Consider the following 16,834-nt stretch of genomic DNA (forward strand, 5'->3'; position numbering starts at 1 on the left):
TAGCCAGGTGCGTGTTACCGCGAGAACACCACCACCGACTGGGCGGCGACGTCGTACTCGCCGGACCAGGTCGCCGACCGGGCGGAGGTGCCGCTGCCCCCACCGTCGGGGAGCGAGGTGTCCACCTCCAGGCGCCATATGCCGTCCGGGAGGACGATCCCGGTGGCCTCGCCGGGGTTCAGAACAATGAAGACCACACCGGTCAGTGACTCGCCGACCGGGTCGCCCGCGGTGCCCCGCAACTCGGCGCAGACCGTCCGGAATTCGGGGTCGTGCCAGTCCCCGGCATCTGGTTCGGAACCGTCTGCGCGATGCCACACCACGTCCCGGGCCCCGTCGCGGCGCTGCCTCCCATGCCGGAATGCCGTCTGGCGGAGCACCGGCAGTCGCCGTCGCAGGCTGATGAGTCGACGGGTCAGATCCAGCAGGCCCGTGTCCGGATCCGACCAATCAACCCAACCGGTCGGGTTGTCCTGGGCGTAGGCATTGTTGTTGCCGCCCTGGCTGTTGCCGATTTCGTCCCCGGCCAGCATCATCGGGGTGCCCTGCGAGACGAACAGCATCGCCAGCATCCCGCGTGCACGTCGGTACCGCGCCTCGAGGATCGCCGGGTCCGAGGTCGGTCCCTCAACCCCGAGGTTGTCGCTGATGTTGTCGTCGTGCCCGTCCCTGCCGTCCTCGCCGTTGGCCTCGTTGTGCTTCGCGTCGTAGGACACCACGTCCGCGAGCGTGAACCCGTCGTGGGCGGTGATGAAGTTCACCGAGGACGTCGCGGCCCGGTGGCCGTGCTCGAACTGGCCTGCCGACCCCAGCAGGCGTGAACCGGTCTCGGCGTTATCCAGCGACGATGCGCGCCACGAGTGACGGACCGTGTCCCGGAACCTGTCGTTCCACTCGGACCAGGGGTGGGGGAAACCACCCAGCAGGTAGCCGCCCGGGCCCAGGTCCCACGGTTCGGCGATGACGGTGAGTCGGGAGAGCACCGGGTCCTGGTTCACGGCCTGGAAGAACGCCGCCTCGGGCGAGAACCCGCCCGGGGTGCGGCCCACCGAGGCCGCGAGGTCGAACCGGAAACCGTCGACACCGAACTCGGTCGCCCAGTACCGCAGACTGTCCATGACCAGGGCCAGCACCATCGGACGTTCGACGGCCAGCGTGTTCCCCGTCCCGGTGTCGTTGACGTAGGCGCGGTCGCTGGAATCACCGGGATCGTCCGGGGAGCCCGGGGCGTCCTGCAGGCGGTAGTAGCCGGCGTTGTGGAGTCCGCGCAGGCCCAGAGTGGGGCCGTGCTCATCGCCCTCCCCGGAGTGGTTGTAGACCACGTCGACGATCACGGCGATACCGGCCTCGTGCAGGGTATGCACGAGATGACGCAGTTCGGCCCGCGCCCCGGTGCCCGACTGGTCGACGGCGTACCGGGGTTCCGGGGCGAACCAGGTCAGCGGCTGGTAGCCCCAGTAGTTGGACAACCCCTTTTCCACCAGGTGCCGGTCGTCGAAGAAGCCCTGCAACGGCAGCAGCTCCACCGCCGTGACCCCCAGCCGGGTCAGGTGGTCGACGACAGCGGGAGACGCCATCCCGGCGTAGGTGCCCCGGAGCTCCTGAGGGACCTCCGGGTGCGCCGCGGTCAGTCCCCGGAGGTTGGTCTCGTAGATCACCAGGTCGCTGGGGCTGACGACCGGCCGGTTCGCCGCCGGGTCCGGTCCGGCTTCTGGGCCTGTTTCTGGGCCCGTCGCGGTGGCGGTCACGATGCACTTCGGCACCACCGCGGCACTGTCGCGCTCGTCGGGACGCTGGCTCCCGTCCTCCCCGAACACGGTCCCGGACATCTCCGGAGCCCACCGCACCGGCCCCTCCAGTGCCCTGGCGTAGGGGTCGAGGAGCAGTTTGGCGGGGTTGAACCGGTGCCCCGCACTAAGGTCCCAGGGGCCGTGGGCCCGCAGCCCGTACCGGGCACCGGGTTGGATCCCGGGGACGTGAGCGTGGAGGACGCCGCCATCGCGGTGACGCAACGGGTACCTGGTCTCGTGCGCGTCCTCGAAGACACAGAACTCGACGAGCTGGGCGTCCGGCGCCCACACGGCGACGTTCACGCCGTCGCCGTCCGGGGTCACTCCGAGGGGACGGGACAGGCCGGGCGACGTGGCGTTGTGAGCGGTGCCGTGAGCGGCGTCGTAAAAAGCGTCCGGGGACGCAGAGGGGGTCATTCCAGCAGCGTAGCGAACAATCCGGCGTAACGTGATGCCGACGTCGACCAATCGACCGGGGTAAGCATCGCCTGTGTACGCAGCCGCGCCCACGCCTCGGGGTCGGCGTACAGGTCCACCGCACGGCCCAGGGCGAACCGGAGACCGCCGGCGTCCACCGTGCCGCCGAGGGAGGCATCCCCGAAGGTGAACCCGGTCGCCGTGCCGTCGGCCAGGGACTCCGGCGTGGCGTCGGTGACGGTGTCACGCAGTCCTCCGGTCGCGGCGACGAGCGGCACGGCACCGTAGCGTTGCCCGTACATCTGGGTCAGGCCACAGGGTTCGAAGCGGGACGGAACGAGCACCAGGTCCCCGCCGGCGTACATACGGTGGCTGAGCGGCTCGTCGTAACCGATCCGCACGGCCACGGAACGCGGGTGGGCGTCCTGCAGTTCCAGGAGCCCACGTTCGTACGCCGGGTCACCGGACCCCAGCACCACCACGGCACCGCCGTCGTCGATGAAGGAAGGCAGGGCGTCGAGCAGCAGGTCGACACCCTTCTGGTGCGTCAGCCGGGTCACGACCACCGCCAGAGGGCCCTCCGGGACGGGCAGGTCGAACTCGTCGAGCAGGGCCCGTCTGGCCTCCTGCTTACCGGACTGGTCCTGCGCCGAATAGGGGACCACGTGCGGGTCCGCGGCAGGATCCCACACCGTGGTGTCGATGCCGTTGAGGATTCCGGCCATCTGCCCGCGGTCGCGCCGGGCGGCGACCACCCCCTCCAGGCCGAAACCGAACTCTGGGGTCGCCAGTTCCTCGGCGTAGGTCGGGCTCACGGTGGTGAGGAGGTCGGAGTGCACCATGCCGGCCTTCAGACTGCTGACCAGACCGTGGTACTCCAGTGACTCGGGATGGAAGTCCCAGGTGGGCAGCTTCAGCCGGTCCAGCTGATCGGCGCCGAAGACCCCCTGGAAGGCGATGTTGTGGATCGACATCACGGTGGGGATGTCCGCACCTGCGTACCGCAGGTAGGACGGCACGAGGCCGGCCTGCCAGTCGTGCACGTGGACCAGGTCCGGACGCCACACGCCGTCGCGTCCCGCGGCACCTTCCACCGCCAGCTGCGCGCCTACCCATGACAGGGCGGCGAACCGGACGTGGTTGTCCGGGTGGTCCTGACCGTCGACGCCATACGGGCCGCCTGCCCGGTCGAACAAGTGCGGGGCGTCGAGGACCAACAGGTCCAGACCGGCCTGCCGGGACGGGAGAACGGCGGCGGGGCCGCCGAAGAGGTCGTCTGTCTGCCACACGGGCTCGTCGGTGGTGCCGGTTTTCCCGTCACGGACTCTGTCTAGGACCGCCGGGTAGCCGGGCAGCAGGACGCGGCTGGCCCAGCCGTACGGTGCCAAGGCCGCGGGCAGGGCGCCTACGACATCGGCCAACCCGCCGGTCTTGAGCAGCGGGGCACACTCCGAGGCCACCGACAGGACGTGACGGGTCCGGCTCATGAGTCGAGTCCGGCGGCGCGCCGGTCCAGCATTGGCTGGGTGATCAGGGTGATCCCACCGGGTGAACGCCGGAACCAGCGGGCGTCCTCCTCGGGGTCCTCGCCCACGACGAGTCCCTGGGGGATGTGCACGCCGCTGTCGATGATGCACCGGGTCAGCCGGGCATTCCGCTCGATCTGTACCCGTGGCAGGACGACCGCGTGGTCGAGCATGCTGTACGACCTGACCCGAGTGTTGGTGAACAGCAGGGAGTTGTATACCTCGGACCCGCTGATGATGCATCCGCCGGCGACCAGGGACTGGATCGCCTGGCCCCGCCGTTCGGCATCGTCGTGGATGAACTTCGCCGGCGGGACGATCTCCGAGTAGGTCCAGATCGGCCACGAGTGGTCGTACATGTCCAGTGCCGGGACGAACTCCGTGAGGTCGATGTTGGCCTGCCAGAACGAGTCCACGGTGCCCACGTCGCGCCAGTAGGGTTCCGTCTCCAGGCCGCTCATCACGCAGGACTCGCTGAACCGGTGGGCGAACGCACTGCCGTCGGCCACGATGGAGGGGATGATGTCGTGACCGAAGTCGTGACGGGAGTCCGGGTCCTCCGCGTCCTGCAGCAGCATGTCACGCAGGAACGTCCACTTGAAGACGTAGATGCCCATCGACGCCAGCGAGACATCCGGGTCCTCCGGGGTGCCGGGCGGGTCAGCCGGCTTCTCGAGGAAGTCGACGATGCGCCCACGCTCGTCGACGTGCATCACCCCGAACCCGGAGGCCTCCTCGCGGGGCACGGTCAGGCAACCGACCGTCACGTTCGCCCCGGTCTCCAGGTGCTGCTGCAACATGATCTCGTAGTCCATCTTGTACACGTGGTCACCGGCTAAGACGATGACGTACTCCACGCCGTAGTCGTCGACGATGTCGATGTTCTGGGTGACGGCGTCGGCGGTGCCCAGGTACCACTTCGACTCCTCCACCCGCTGACTGGCGGGCAGGATGTCGAGGTACTCGTTACGCTCGGCACGCATGAAGCTCCAGCCACGCTGCATGTGCCGGATCAGGGAGTGGGCCTTGTACTGGGTGGCGACGGCCATCCGGCGGATCCCCGAGTTCATGGCATTGGACAGCGCGAAGTCAATAATGCGCGTCTTGCCACCGAAGTGCACCGCCGGCTTCGCCCGTCGATCCGTGAGCTCCTGGAGCCTGCTGCCCCGTCCGCCGGCGAGGACGAATGCCATCGCCTGGTTGGAGAGCCGGGGAGGGGCGCCGACATGTCCCGGACTCGCCGGGGTGCGGGGCGAGTTGTGGGGTGTGTTCTGTGGTGAGTTTTGAGATGTCATGAGGGTGGTTCCTCCACGAAGTAGATGGCTGAAAGTGGTGGCAGCGTGAGCAACGCAGACTGCGCCTGGTCGCCGGACGGGACGTCCTCGGTCTCGATCGCCCCGGTGTTTCCCCGGTTGGCTCCGCCGTAGAACGCGGAGTCGGTGTTCAATGCCTCGACCCACCGTCCACGGACGGGGAAGCCCACCCGGTATCCCGTACGTTCGACGGGGGTGAGGTTCAGCACCACGACCACGTGAGGGTCGCCCGGGTTGCCCCGTCGGAGCCAGGCGAAGACCTGGTCCTCCACGGCGTCGACGGTGATCCACTGGAAACCACGGGGGTCGCAGTCGCCGACGTGCAGGGCGGGCTGCTTGCGGTAGAGCATGTTGAGGTCGCGGACCACGGCCCGGACCCCCGCGTGGCCGGGATCGTCGAGGACCGCCCAGTCCAGCTCGCCGCGGTAGTCCCATTCGGCGGGCTGGCCGAACTCCTGACCCATGAAGAGCAGCTTCTTGCCCGGGTAACCCCACATGTAGCCGTAGAAGGCCTTGAGGTTGCCCAGCTTGTCCGCGTGGTTGCCCGGCATCCGCCCGTACATGGACCCCTTGCCGTGCACGACCTCGTCGTGGCTGATCGGCAGGAGGAAGTTCTCCGTGAAGGCGTAGGTCAGCCCGAACGTGAGCTGGTTGTGGTGGTGGCTGCGGTACAGGGGGTCCTTGCCGAAGTAGGCCAGGGAGTCGTTCATCCACCCCAGGTTCCACTTGTAGTCGAAACCCAGCCCCCCGGATGCGACGTCGCCCGTCACCCCGGGGAAGGTCGTGGACTCCTCGGCGACCGTCGTGGTGCCCGGACGCTCCAGGGAGGTCTGCACGGTGGTCTCCTGCAGGAACTCGATGGCCTCGTAGTTCTCCCGGCCGCCGTCCTTGTTCGGGATCCATTGCCCCTGTTCACGGGAGTAGTCGCGGTAGATCATCGAGGCCACCGCATCCACGCGGAGCCCGTCGAGGTGGTACTCCTCGAGCCAGTACACCGCATTGGACACCAGATAGTTGCGGACCTCGGGGCGCCCGTAGTTGAAGATCAGGGTGTTCCAGTCCGGGTGGAACCCCGACCGGGGGTCGAGGTGCTCGTAGAGCGCGGTCCCGTCGAACCGTCCGAGCCCGTGGGCGTCGGTGGGGAAGTGGCCCGGCACCCAGTCGGCGAGCACGCCGAGACCACGCGCGTGGGCGGCGTCGACGAAGGCGGCGAACTCCCGCGGCGTTCCATAACGGATGGTGGGGGCGTACATACCGATCGGCTGGTATCCCCAGGAGCCGTCGAAGGGGTGCTCGGTCACCGGGAGAACCTCGATGTGGGTGAACCCCATCTCCGCGACGTAGTCCACCAGGTCGGTCGCCGCCGACAGGTAACGCTGCCCGGACCGCCAGGACCCGAGGTGGACCTCGTAGACGCTTACCGGGGCGTCGACGGCGTTGACCTGGGCGCGCCGGGCCTCCCAACCGTGGTCCTCCCAGGTGTGGGTGCCGAGCGTCCGCACGACCGAGCCGGTGGCCGGCGGATGCTCCGATCCGAACCCGAGCGGGTCGGACTTCTGCGGCAGGGTGTGGCCGTCGCTGTCGAGGATGTCGTACTTGTACACCGCGCCGTCGGCCAACCCAGGCAGGAAGATCTCCCACACGCCGGTCGCCCCTCGGAGGCGCATTGGGTGTGCCGTGGGGTTCCAGGCGTTGTGATTCCCGACGAGCGACACCCGGGAGGCATTCGGTGCCCACACGGCGAAGTGGACCCCCTCGACGCCCTGGTGGGTGAGTACGTGGGCACCCAGAACCGTCCAGAGACGCCGGTGGGTGCCTTCGCCGATGAGGTGCTCATCGATCTCGCCCATCACGGGGCCGAATCGGTAGGGGTCCTCCCGAACCTCGACGCTGCCGTCCGGCCACGACACCCGCAGCCGGTAGTAGGGCAGTGCCCGACCGGTGAACACCGCTGTGTCACCTGTGACACCCGCATACCGTTCCAGCTCGATCTCGTCGGTGTCGTTGACCACCCACACCCGCTCCGCACCCGGGATGTGCACGGTCAGGTCGCGGGCGCCGGACGGGCCCAGGATGGCGAACGGGTCCGGGTGGGTGCCCTCCGCCAGGCGCAGGGCGTCTGCGGCGGTCAGCGGGAGCCCGTCGGGAGGAGGGGACGTCATCAGATCCCTTTCAGTTAGGTTTGATGAACCATGCGTTCACTCTAGACCACCGCGGGCCACGGTGCCGGGTCAGAGAGCCGGACCACGGAGCCGGGTCAGAGAGCGGGGGTGACGTCCCAGATCTTCGTCATGTACTCCCGGACCGACCGGTCGGAGCTGAAGAAACCCATCCCGGCGATGTTGTGGACCGCCATGCGCTGCCACCGCTGCGGGTCGGCGTAGGCCTTCTCCACCTCCGCCTGGGCGGCGTCATAGGCGTCGAAGTCGGATGCCACGAGGAACCAGTCGCTGTTCCACATATTGTCCACCAGTGCGCCGTAGCGGTACTTCTCATCCGGGCTGAACGTGCCCTCGGCGATGGCCTGGAGCACGTCCTGCAGCGCCTGACTGGCCTCCACCGCTGACCGTGCGTGATCCGGCGTGGCGCGACGCTCGGCGACCTCGTCGGTGGTGAGCCCGAAGAGGAAGAAGTTGTCCGCGCCGACCTGCTCCCGGATCTCCACATTGGCTCCGTCCAATGTGCCGATGGTCAGCGCACCGTTCAGTGCGAACTTCATATTGCCGGTGCCGGACGCCTCCATGCCGGCGGTGGAGATCTGCTCCGACAGGTCCGCCGCGGGGATGAGCTTCTCCGCCATGGACACGTCGTAGTTCGGTGGGTAGACGACCCGCAGCAGGTGGCGGGTGTCCGGGTCGTTGTTGACGACCTCGGCGACATCGTTGATCAACCGGATGATGTCCTTGGCCGTGTGATAGCTCGCGGCGGCCTTGCCACCGAAGATCTTCACCCGGGGAACCCAGCCACCGCCGCCGTTGGCGATGTTGTCCGGGTCGCGCTTGATGCGCTGCCAGTGTGCGATCGTCCACAGGATGTTGAGCAGCTGGCGCTTGTACTCGTGCTGCCGCTTGACCTGGATGTCGAAGAGGGCGTCGACCGGTACCTCGATGTTGTGCTCGGCGGCCAGCCACGCGCACAGCCGTTCCTTGGCCTGGCGCTTGGTGCGTCCGAATGCGGCGAGGAACTCCGGGTCGTCCACCTGGGCGTCCAGTTCCTGCAGCCGGTCCAGGTCGGTCTCCCAGCCCTCTCCCACGGTGTCGGTGATCAGCGAGGACAACGGGGGGTTGGCCAGTTTCAGCCAGCGCCGCGGGGTGATCCCGTTGGTGATGTTGAGGATCCGCCCCGGGTGGCGTGCGTCGAGCTGCGGGAACAGGTCCCGCTTCACCAGGTCGGTGTGCAGCGCGGACACGCCGTTGACCTTGTGGCTCGTGAGGAAGGCCAGGTCGCCCATCTTCACGTCGCCGTCGCCGATCAGACCGACCCCGTCCGGACGGGGTCCGTGCAGCTCGACCTCGCGGGTGTCCAGACGTTCGATGATCTGCAGGTGGCGCGGCAGCTGCTTGGCCATCAGCCCGACCGACCAGCGTTCGAGCGCCTCGGGCAGCAGGGTGTGGTTGGTGTAGCCCAGAACCTCGGTCGTGAGGTCGGCGGCGGTGTCGAAGCCCATGCCGTGCTGATCGACGAGAATCCGGATCAGTTCGGGCCCGGCGATCGCGGGGTGGGTGTCGTTCATCTGGATGGCCACGAACTCGGGCAGCCGGGTGAGGTCGTCGTGGGAGGAGAGGTACCGCCGGACGATGTCCTGCACGGACGCCGACGTCAGGAAGTACTCCTGGGCGAGCCGCAGCTCCTTGCCGCCGTCCGTGGAGTCGTTCGGGTAGAGCACCCGGCTCAGGCTGCGGGCGAGCGCCTCGTGGTTGGACGCCGCGACGAACTGACCGGCGTTGAACCTGTCGAGGTCGAAGAGGTCGGCGGTGGGCAGGGCCGCCCACAGCCGCAGGGTGTTCGCCCACCGTCCGCCGTAGCCGACGACAGGGGTGTCGTGAGCGGCGGCGACCACCCGGTTGCGGGGAGTCCAGAGGACGCCACCATCTTCATCGGACACCGACCCGCCGAAGCCGACCTCGTAGGAGGAGTCGGGGCGGGTGAAGTTCCACGGGTTCTCGGTGGCCAGCCAGTCTTCCGGGGTCTCCACCTGGCGGCCGTGGTCGAAGCCCTGCTTGAACAGTCCGTGCTCGTAGCGCAGCCCGTAGCCGAAACCAGGGCAGCCCAACGTCGCCATGGACTCCATGTAGCAGGCGGCGAGGCGGCCGAGACCGCCGTTACCCAGGGCGGCATCGGGTTCGTCGTCGGTGAGTTCGGCGAAGCTCAGGCCCAGTCCGTCGAGCACCTCGGCGGCGACGTCGCGCAGGCCGAGGTTGATGGTGGCGTCCTCCAGCAGCCGGCCGATGAGGAACTCCATCGACAGGTAGTGGACCCGCTTGCGCTTCTCGGCCCAGGTGCGCCGGGTGGACTCGAACCAGGGGGTCAGCGCCCGGTCGCGCACCGTGTGGGTCAGGGCGAGACGCCAGTCCGTCTTTGTCGCGTGTTCCGGGTCCTTCCCCACGGTGTACTGCAGGTGGTGAAGCAGCCACCATCGGAAGTGGTCGGGCGTGGGCTCAGGCAGCGAGAGGTCGTCCCGCTGCACACCCTGGACGGTCAGTCTGTCGGTCATGGCACTCCAGGTGTCTCGGTCCGGTCGGTGGAAGCACCCCGGATGTGCCACTTATCCTATGACAGTCAGCCACACCGCGCAGTCGGGGAGTACGGTGACCTGCGATGATACGGCGGCATCGTCGGCGGAGGTGCTGGTAGCCACGACCGCCCACCCCTCGGGGATGGGCCACTCCTCGTCGCCGAGGTTGAGCACGACGCGGGTCGTGACGTCCTGCGTGACCTCGAACGCTACGAGCGACGGCCCCAGGTCGAGCAGGGAGAACGTCCCCGCCGGGTCGCCGAGGTTGCGGTCGCGGCGCAGGCGCAGCAGGCGGCGGTAGAGCTCCAGCGTGGAGGACGCATCCCCGCGCTGCACGTCGGCGGCGAGGGGGGCGAACTCCGCCGGCTGCGGCAGCCACGGCGCCTGGGCGCCGTCCGGACCGAAGCCGAACCCCGGTGCGTCCGACCGCCAGGGGAGCGGGACGCGGCAGCCGTCCCGGCCGAGCCGCTCTCCCTCGGTGCGCCGGAACGTCGGGTCCTGGCGGACGTCGGCCGGCAGGTCGAGGACCTCGGGCAATCCAAGTTCCTCGCCCTGGTAGATGTAGGCAGAGCCCGGCAGGGCGAGCATCAGCGTCGTCGCCGCCCTGGCCCGGCGCAGCCCCAGGTCACGGTCGGGTGCGGGCACCTCCCGGCCGAGCTGGGTGGAGAAGTCCTCCGGGGGGAGGGCAAGGCGGGTGGCGTGGCGGATCACGTCGTGGTTCGACAGCACCCACGTTGTCGGTGCGTCGACCAGCGCACTGACCCGGTAGGACTCCGAGATCGTGTGGCGCAGCAGGTCGGCGTCCCAGGGGGTGTCGAGGAAGGAGAAGTTGAAGGCCTGGTGGTGCTCCCCGGGGCGGATGTAGCGGGCGATGCGCTCGAGCGGCTGGACCCACGCCTCGGCGACCATCATCCGGTCGCCCGGGTAACTGTCCAGCAGTCGGCGCCAGTCACGGTAGATCTCGTGGACCCCGTCCTGGTCCCAGTAGGGGGTGGCGCTCTGCGCCATCGACTCGCTGTCCCCGGCGCTGGTCTGCACGTCCGGGAGGCCGGGGGCCTTGACGAGGCCGTGGGCGACGTCCACCCGGAAGCCGTCGACGCCGAGGTCCAGCCAGAACCGCAGGACGTCCAGGAAAGACGCCCTGACCTCCGGGTCATCCCAGTTCAGGTCCGGTTGCCTGGAGTCGAAGAGGTGCAGGTACCACTGGTCGCCGGTGCCGGACGGCCCGGGGACCTTCGTCCATGCCGGTCCGCCGAAGATCGACTCCCAGTTGTTCGGGGGACGCTCGGGGTCGGTCGGGTCGACGTCGCGGAAGATGTAGCGGTCCCGCTCCGGGGAACCGGGAGATGCCGCGAGGGCCCGTTGGAACCACGGGTGCTCGTCGCTGGTGTGGTTGGGCACCAGGTCCACCACCACGCGCAGACCGAGCTGGTGGGCACGGGTGATCAGAGCCTCAGCATCGTCGAGGGTGCCGAAGAGTTCGTCGACACCGCAGTAGTCGGAGACGTCGTAGCCGGCGTCCGCCTGGGGCGAGGGATAGAACGGAGACAGCCAGACCGCGTCCGCCCCGAGGTCGCGCAGATGCTCCAACCGGTCGGTGATGCCGCGGAGGTCACCCATGCCGTCGCCGTCGCCGTCCGCGAAGGAACGCGGGTAGACCTGGTAGATGACCGCGCTACGCCACCACATTTAGATCTCCTCGGACTCGGTGAGGCGGGCCACGACCGCTTCGACGCTGGAGGGGGCCCCGGCGACCGACCACAGGCGCCCGCCGGCGCTGACCCGCTCGCAGCGTCCTCCCGCGCCTTCGATCAGCGCGCGGCCCGGCAACAGATCCCACGGCAGGACGCTGTGCTGGAACCAGCACGCGCCGTTGCCGGCCGCCACGCCCGCCATGTCCACCGACGCCGAACCATTCCAGCGCACCGTCGCGAAATCGCCCACGACCTTCGTGAACACCGCGTTGAGCTCCGGGTTGGCGATGTCGGTGGGGTGCAGGTAGCCGCTGAGGCAGGACTGCTGCGGCGCGAGGTCCGGCAGCGTGCCCACCGGGGCACCGTCCAGCGTGGTGGGGATGCCGGGGCCACCGAACCACGTGTAGCCCATCGCCGGACGGTGCACCGCGCCGAAGTGCAGCCGCTCCGGATCCTCCGGATCGCCGTCGACCAGCGCCAACGCCGAGCACCAGTAGTCCGAGCCGGTGGTGAAGTTGTATGTGCCGTCCACCGGGTCGATCACCCACGTTCGTCCCGACTCCGAGGGCGCGGAGGCGCCCTCCTCGCCGAGGAGGCCGTCCTGCGGACGCAGCGTCCTGAGTACGTCTGCGACGAAGCCCTCCGCCGCGCGGTCGGCCTCCGTCACCACGTCCGACACCGAGGTCTTGAATTCGGTGGTCAGCCCCGCCTCGCGCATGCGCCAGGCCAGCCGGCCGGCGTTGTAGACCAGGGCCTGGGCGAGGGTGCCGTCGTCGTCCCGGTCGTGGGAGATGATGAACGTCTTCGTGATGGCCTGCAGGGCGTCCGCCGGGATGGGTGAGTTCATGCCCACTATTGTGCACGCGGTCCGCCCGGGGTGCAGCCCCTGGGGTCCGTGGCGGGTGAGTACAGTGGACGACCATGCAGCCCGATGTGATCTCCGCGATCGACGACCTCGACTCCACGCTCACCACCATCGAAAAGGTGCTCGACCTGGACGAGATGGAGTCGCGTTCCCGCGAACTCGAGGACCAGGCCGCCGACCCCTCACTGTGGGACGACCCCGAGCACGCCCAGCAGATCACCAGCCAGCTCAGCCACGTGCAGGCCCGGCTGAAGAAGGTCCGTGGCCTGCGCGACCGGCTCAACGACGTGCCCGTGATGTACGAGATGGCCGACGAGTCCGAGGGCGACGAGGCGGCCGAAGCCACCGAACTGGCCGACGGCGAACTCTCCGACCTGCGCGAAGAGATCGAGTCCCTCGAGGTCACCACCATGCTCTCCGGCGAGTACGACTCCCGCGAGGCCGTGGTGAACATCCGCTCCGCCGCCGGTGGTGTGGACGCCGCCGACTGGGCCGAGATGCTCATGCGTATGTACACCCGCTGGGCCGAGAAGTCCGGGCACAAGGTCGAGGTCTACGATATCTCCTACGCCGAGGAGGCCGGCATCAAGTCCGCCACCTTCGTGGTGCACGGCGACTACATGTACGGCACCCTGTCGGTGGAGCAGGGCACCCACCGCCTGGTACGCATCAGCCCCTTCGACAACCAGGGCCGCCGCCAGACCTCCTTCGCCGAGGTCGAGGTGCTGCCCGTGGTGGAGACCTCCGACCACGTCGATATCGACGACAACGACGTGCGGGTGGACGTGTACCGCTCCTCTGGTCCCGGCGGCCAGTCGGTGAACACCACCGACTCCGCGGTGCGGCTGACGCACATCCCCACCGGCATCGTGGTGACCTGCCAGAACGAGAAGTCGCAGATCCAGAACAAGGCCTCGGCCATGCGAGTGCTCGCCGCGAAACTGCTGGAGCGCAAGCGCCAGGAGGAGGCCGCTGAGCTGGACGCGCTGCGTGGCGACGGCTCGAACTCCTGGGGCAACCAGATGCGCTCCTACGTGCTGCACCCGTACCAGATGGTCAAGGACCTTCGGACGAACTTCGAGGTCAACGACCCGTCCAAGGTGCTCGATGGCGGCATCGACGGCCTGCTGGAAGCTGGTATCCGCTGGCGTATGGCCGAGCAGCAGGGCGAGGGGAAGTAGCGCCTGCGGCTGGTGGGGGGCGGCTGGTGGGTGCGGCTGTGGCTGGCGCATGTCGCTGTCGCTGGCGCATGTCACCTGAGTCATGCCCCAGGTAGATTTCCGCCCGTTTTTCGCCCTGGGGCATGACTCAGGTGACATGGCGGCCGCTGTGTGACCCCATGCGACCTCATGTGGCACCGGGGACGCCTGGGGACACCTGGGGACACCTGGACCCCCGATACGCACCCCCGGTATGCCGCTTATAGGAGGGTCCCATTGTGGGGTCGGGTGGACTAGTGTCAGGTGAATGGAAGCTGGCACGGCAGGTGTGACAATCGTCTCCGGTGAGTGTGTGGCGACCCTGGCGCTTCGCGGCGGTGGCCCCTCCCGGTTGACCTGGCAGGATCGCGAGATCCTCGAAGGATACGCAGGTCCGGGGCAGCCGGACACCGCTCCGCTGTCGGCGAACGTGGTCCTGGCACCCTGGCCGAACCGCACCCGCGACGGGCTCTACGAGTTCGACGGGCAGCGCAGGCAACTCCAGGTCACCGAGCCGGCGAAGGCCACTGCCCTGCACGGCTTCGTCGCCGAACGGGGGTGGACCGTGGCGGAAAAGGGGGAGGACTTCGTCCGGCTCGTGGTGGATCCGGGCCCGCAGCAGGGGTGGCCGTGGCCGGTGCACCTGTCCGTGCAGTACACGGTGACGGGGGAGTCGGGTGCACCCGGTGCACCCGGCCTCAGTGCACACGCCACGCTGCGCAATGACGGCGACTCCGATATGCCCGCCGCCCTGGGTTTCCACCTGTACCCCAGCGCGCTCGGCGCGGCGACGGACGCCTGCACGCTGTCCGTGCCGCCCCACCGCGTCCTGCCGCTGGATGAGCGCGGACTGCCGGACGGGCCGCTGCAGGCGGATACCAGCGTCCTGCCGGATGCGGTGAACCCGCTGGCCGGGCTGGTGCTCGACCACTGCCTGCGGCTCGACGACACCGCGCAGGACGCTCGCTTCGTCCTGCGCGGCGGTGCCGGTGAGGCAGTGGCGCTGACTACGTCCCCCGAATTGCGGTGGGCGCAGGTGTTCACACCGGACGCGTCCACCGGCATGCCCTATCCGGGGCGTCCCGGTGGCCGGGCCGTGGCAGTGGAACCGATGACCGCCCCGCCGGACGCACTGAACTCCGGCACCGGCCTGGCGCGCCTGCCACCGGGGGAGTCCCTGACCTGCTCCTGGCGTCTTGCCGTACTTACCCCTGAAATGGCCCCGAGACCTGACGCACCCCTCCACCTCGATCAGCCTGCCTGATCCCGAACAGAAAGCGACTCTCTTATGGAGACCGCACCAAACGTCCTCCGGCTCGACGCGAGCTGGGTGGATTACGCGCTGGTGGCCCTGTTCTTCGTCTTCGTCCTCGGCATTGGCTGGGCGGCGAAGCGCAGGGTCTCCAGTTCCATCGACTTCTTCCTCTCCGGGCGTGGACTGCCCGCCTGGGTCACCGGCCTGGCGTTCGTCGCGGCGAACCTCGGTGCCGTCGAGATCATCGGTATGTCCGCCAATGGTCTGGAATATGGCCTGCAGACCATGCACTACTTCTGGATCGGCGCCGTGCCGGCCATGGTCTTCCTCGGCATCGTGATGATGCCCTTCTACTACGGCTCGAAGGTCCGTTCCGTGCCGGAGTTCATGCGCCGCCGGTTCGGCAATGGGGCACACCTGGTCAATGCGATCTCCTTCGCCGTGGCCCAGCTGCTCATCGCCGGTGTGAACCTGGTGCTGCTGGCCAAGGTGGTCAACGCGCTGCTCGGCTGGCCGCTGTGGATCACGCTGATCGCCGCGGCGGTGATCGTGCTGTCGTATATCACCCTCGGCGGGCTGTCGGCCTCGATCTACACCGAGGTGCTGCAGTTCTTCGTCATCGTCGCCGCGCTCGCCCCGCTGACCATCATCGGGTTGAACCGGGTCGGCGGCTGGGGTGCGCTGCGTGAGCAGGTGCAGGACTTCCAGAACCACGCGTGGCCGGCGCAGGAGCTGTCCGGGTTCAACAGCCCGGTGTTCTCCGTGATCGGCATCGTGCTGGGCCTGGGCTTCGTGCTGTCCTTCGGCTACTGGACCACGAACTTCGTGGAGGTGCAGCGGGCGATGGCGTCGGACTCGATCAGTGCGGCGCGCAAGACCCCGATCATCGGCTCCTTCGTGAAGCTCTTCATCCCGTTCATCGTGATCATCCCCGGCATGATCGCCGGCGTGGTGGTCTCCGCCTACGCCGAGGGCGGCGATGCCGAGCCGAACGACGCGATCCTCTACCTCATGCGCGACCTGCTGCCCACCGGCTTGCTCGGCGTGGCCATCGCCGGCCTGCTGGCCTCGTTCATGGCCGGCATGGCGGCGAATATCTCCGCCTTCAATACCGTGTTCAGCTACGACCTGTGGCAGACCTACGTGGTCAAGGAGCGCGAGGACGGCTACTACCTCAGCGTGGGACGCTGGGCGACCGTGGGCGCGACCGTGATTGCCGTGGGCACCGCGCTGATCGCGAATAACTTCGGCAATGTCATGGACTACCTGCAGACGTTGTTCGGCTTCTTCAACGCCCCGCTGTTCGCCACGTTCCTGCTCGGTATGTTCTGGAAGCGCATGACCCCGCACGCCGGCTGGTCCGGCCTGGTCGCCGGTACCGCCGCGGCGATTATCTTCTGGGCCTGCTCGCTGGGTTCCGACCCGCTGGTGAATCTGCCCGGGCAGGGGACCGCATTCGTCGCCGCCGGCCTGGCGTTCGCCGTCGACATCCTCGTTTCCGTGATCGTCACGTCCTTCACGAAGCCGAAGCCGGACAAGGAACTGGTCGGGTTCGTGAAGTCGGTGACCCCGAAGGCGATGCTGGAGGACCCGGTGGAGAAGACCCTGCCGTGGTACCGCCGCACCGTGCCGTTGGGTGTGCTGGCGCTCGTGATCGCCGTGGTCCTCAATGTGATCTTCCACTGACCTGTACCGACCTGAACTGAAAGGAGAACACCATGTCTGCGAATACCACTGATACCGCCACCATGACCGACCCCGCTGCACCGGCCACCCACCGGGCGGGAGCCTTCGACATCCGGACGGTCACCGCGGCCCTGCTGGGGATCTACGGCGTCGTCCTGCTGCTGGTCGCCGCCTTTATGGACCCCGGCGTGAACCCGGACACCGGCGAGGCGAAGTCCATGACGGACAACGTCTGGGCCGGCATCGCCCTGATCATCGTCGCCGGAGCCCTGGTGCTGTGGGCCCGGCTGAACCCCGTCGTTGTCGATGAGTCGCTCATCGACGAGGACAAACTCCCCGGGGCCGACGACTGAT

At 68.3% G+C, this 16,834-nt stretch carries 11 protein-coding genes; 4 read left to right on the plus strand and 7 right to left on the minus strand.

Annotated elements, in window-relative coordinates:
* Positions 1 to 14 precede the first annotated feature (14 nt).
* The 7 genes from glgX to ACT3SZ_RS14320 all read right to left on the minus strand — a co-directional run bounded on the left by glgX (position 15) and on the right by ACT3SZ_RS14320 (position 12,322).
* Positions 15 to 2,207: a glycogen debranching protein GlgX gene (gene glgX, locus ACT3SZ_RS14290; RefSeq protein ID WP_444619709.1), complete on the minus strand. Its 2,193-nt coding sequence runs from the start codon at positions 2,205 to 2,207 to the stop codon at positions 15 to 17.
* Positions 2,204 to 3,694, minus strand: a complete 1,491-nt coding sequence (glgA, locus tag ACT3SZ_RS14295) for a glycogen synthase GlgA (protein ID WP_444619711.1) — start codon at positions 3,692 to 3,694, stop codon at positions 2,204 to 2,206. Before glgA ends, glgX begins: the two co-directional genes overlap by 4 nt.
* Entirely contained in the window at positions 3,691 to 5,028 is a 1,338-nt protein-coding gene (gene glgC, locus ACT3SZ_RS14300) for a glucose-1-phosphate adenylyltransferase (protein ID WP_444619713.1), read from the minus strand. The genes glgA and glgC overlap by 4 nt, the downstream gene beginning before the upstream one ends.
* Positions 5,025 to 7,208: a 1,4-alpha-glucan branching protein GlgB gene (gene glgB / locus ACT3SZ_RS14305; protein ID WP_444619714.1), complete on the minus strand. Its 2,184-nt coding sequence runs from the start codon at positions 7,206 to 7,208 to the stop codon at positions 5,025 to 5,027. Before glgB ends, glgC begins: the two co-directional genes overlap by 4 nt.
* 95 nt (positions 7,209 to 7,303) lie before the next feature.
* Entirely contained in the window at positions 7,304 to 9,760 is a 2,457-nt protein-coding gene (locus tag ACT3SZ_RS14310) for a glycogen/starch/alpha-glucan phosphorylase (RefSeq protein WP_444619716.1), read from the minus strand.
* A gap of 51 nt (positions 9,761 to 9,811) precedes the next feature.
* Positions 9,812 to 11,470, minus strand: a complete 1,659-nt coding sequence (locus ACT3SZ_RS14315; RefSeq protein ID WP_444619718.1) for a glycoside hydrolase family 13 protein — start codon at positions 11,468 to 11,470, stop codon at positions 9,812 to 9,814.
* Complete coding sequence (locus ACT3SZ_RS14320) at positions 11,471 to 12,322, minus strand: inositol monophosphatase family protein (RefSeq protein WP_444619719.1); 852 nt, start codon at positions 12,320 to 12,322, stop codon at positions 11,471 to 11,473.
* A 74-nt stretch (positions 12,323 to 12,396) separates the two neighbouring features.
* Between ACT3SZ_RS14320 and prfB the strand changes: the two genes are divergently transcribed.
* The 4 genes from prfB to ACT3SZ_RS14340 all read left to right on the plus strand — a co-directional run bounded on the left by prfB (position 12,397) and on the right by ACT3SZ_RS14340 (position 16,833).
* Positions 12,397 to 13,521 carry a peptide chain release factor 2 gene (gene prfB / locus ACT3SZ_RS14325; protein ID WP_444619721.1) on the plus strand — a complete coding sequence of 375 codons (1,125 nt, stop codon included), beginning with the start codon at positions 12,397 to 12,399 and terminating at the stop codon, positions 13,519 to 13,521.
* Positions 13,522 to 13,807: 286 nt separating this feature from the next.
* The gene (locus ACT3SZ_RS14330) at positions 13,808 to 14,803 is read left to right on the plus strand and encodes an aldose epimerase family protein (protein WP_444619723.1); all 996 of its coding nucleotides are present in this window, start codon (positions 13,808 to 13,810) and stop codon (positions 14,801 to 14,803) included.
* A 24-nt stretch (positions 14,804 to 14,827) separates the two neighbouring features.
* On the plus strand, positions 14,828 to 16,480 hold the full coding sequence (locus ACT3SZ_RS14335) for a sodium:solute symporter family protein (protein WP_444619725.1): 1,653 nt from the start codon (positions 14,828 to 14,830) through the stop codon (positions 16,478 to 16,480).
* A gap of 32 nt (positions 16,481 to 16,512) precedes the next feature.
* Positions 16,513 to 16,833: an LPXTG cell wall anchor domain-containing protein gene (locus ACT3SZ_RS14340; RefSeq protein ID WP_444619727.1), complete on the plus strand. Its 321-nt coding sequence runs from the start codon at positions 16,513 to 16,515 to the stop codon at positions 16,831 to 16,833.
* Position 16,834: the final 1 nt, after the last annotated feature.

Origin of the sequence: Corynebacterium sp. AOP40-9SA-29 (genome assembly GCF_052377405.1) — a bacterium.
GTDB lineage: Bacteria > Actinomycetota > Actinomycetes > Mycobacteriales > Mycobacteriaceae > Corynebacterium.

Bases quoted from the DNA above. Each gene is read 5' to 3' on its own strand.
- ACT3SZ_RS14310 (WP_444619716.1), bottom strand. From the start codon at position 9,760: ATGACCGACAGACTGACCGTCCAGGGTGTGCAGCGGGACGACCTCTCG.
- glgA (WP_444619711.1), bottom strand. From the start codon at position 3,694: ATGAGCCGGACCCGTCACGTCCTGTCGGTGGCCTCGGAGTGTGCCCCG.
- ACT3SZ_RS14340 (WP_444619727.1), top strand. From the start codon at position 16,513: ATGTCTGCGAATACCACTGATACCGCCACCATGACCGACCCCGCTGCA.
- glgB (WP_444619714.1), bottom strand. From the start codon at position 7,208: ATGACGTCCCCTCCTCCCGACGGGCTCCCGCTGACCGCCGCAGACGCC.
- ACT3SZ_RS14335 (WP_444619725.1), top strand. From the start codon at position 14,828: ATGGAGACCGCACCAAACGTCCTCCGGCTCGACGCGAGCTGGGTGGAT.
- prfB (WP_444619721.1), top strand. From the start codon at position 12,397: ATGCAGCCCGATGTGATCTCCGCGATCGACGACCTCGACTCCACGCTC.
- ACT3SZ_RS14320 (WP_444619719.1), bottom strand. From the start codon at position 12,322: ATGAACTCACCCATCCCGGCGGACGCCCTGCAGGCCATCACGAAGACG.
- glgC (WP_444619713.1), bottom strand. From the start codon at position 5,028: ATGACATCTCAAAACTCACCACAGAACACACCCCACAACTCGCCCCGC.
- glgX (WP_444619709.1), bottom strand. From the start codon at position 2,207: ATGACCCCCTCTGCGTCCCCGGACGCTTTTTACGACGCCGCTCACGGC.
- ACT3SZ_RS14315 (WP_444619718.1), bottom strand. From the start codon at position 11,470: ATGTGGTGGCGTAGCGCGGTCATCTACCAGGTCTACCCGCGTTCCTTC.
- ACT3SZ_RS14330 (WP_444619723.1), top strand. From the start codon at position 13,808: ATGGAAGCTGGCACGGCAGGTGTGACAATCGTCTCCGGTGAGTGTGTG.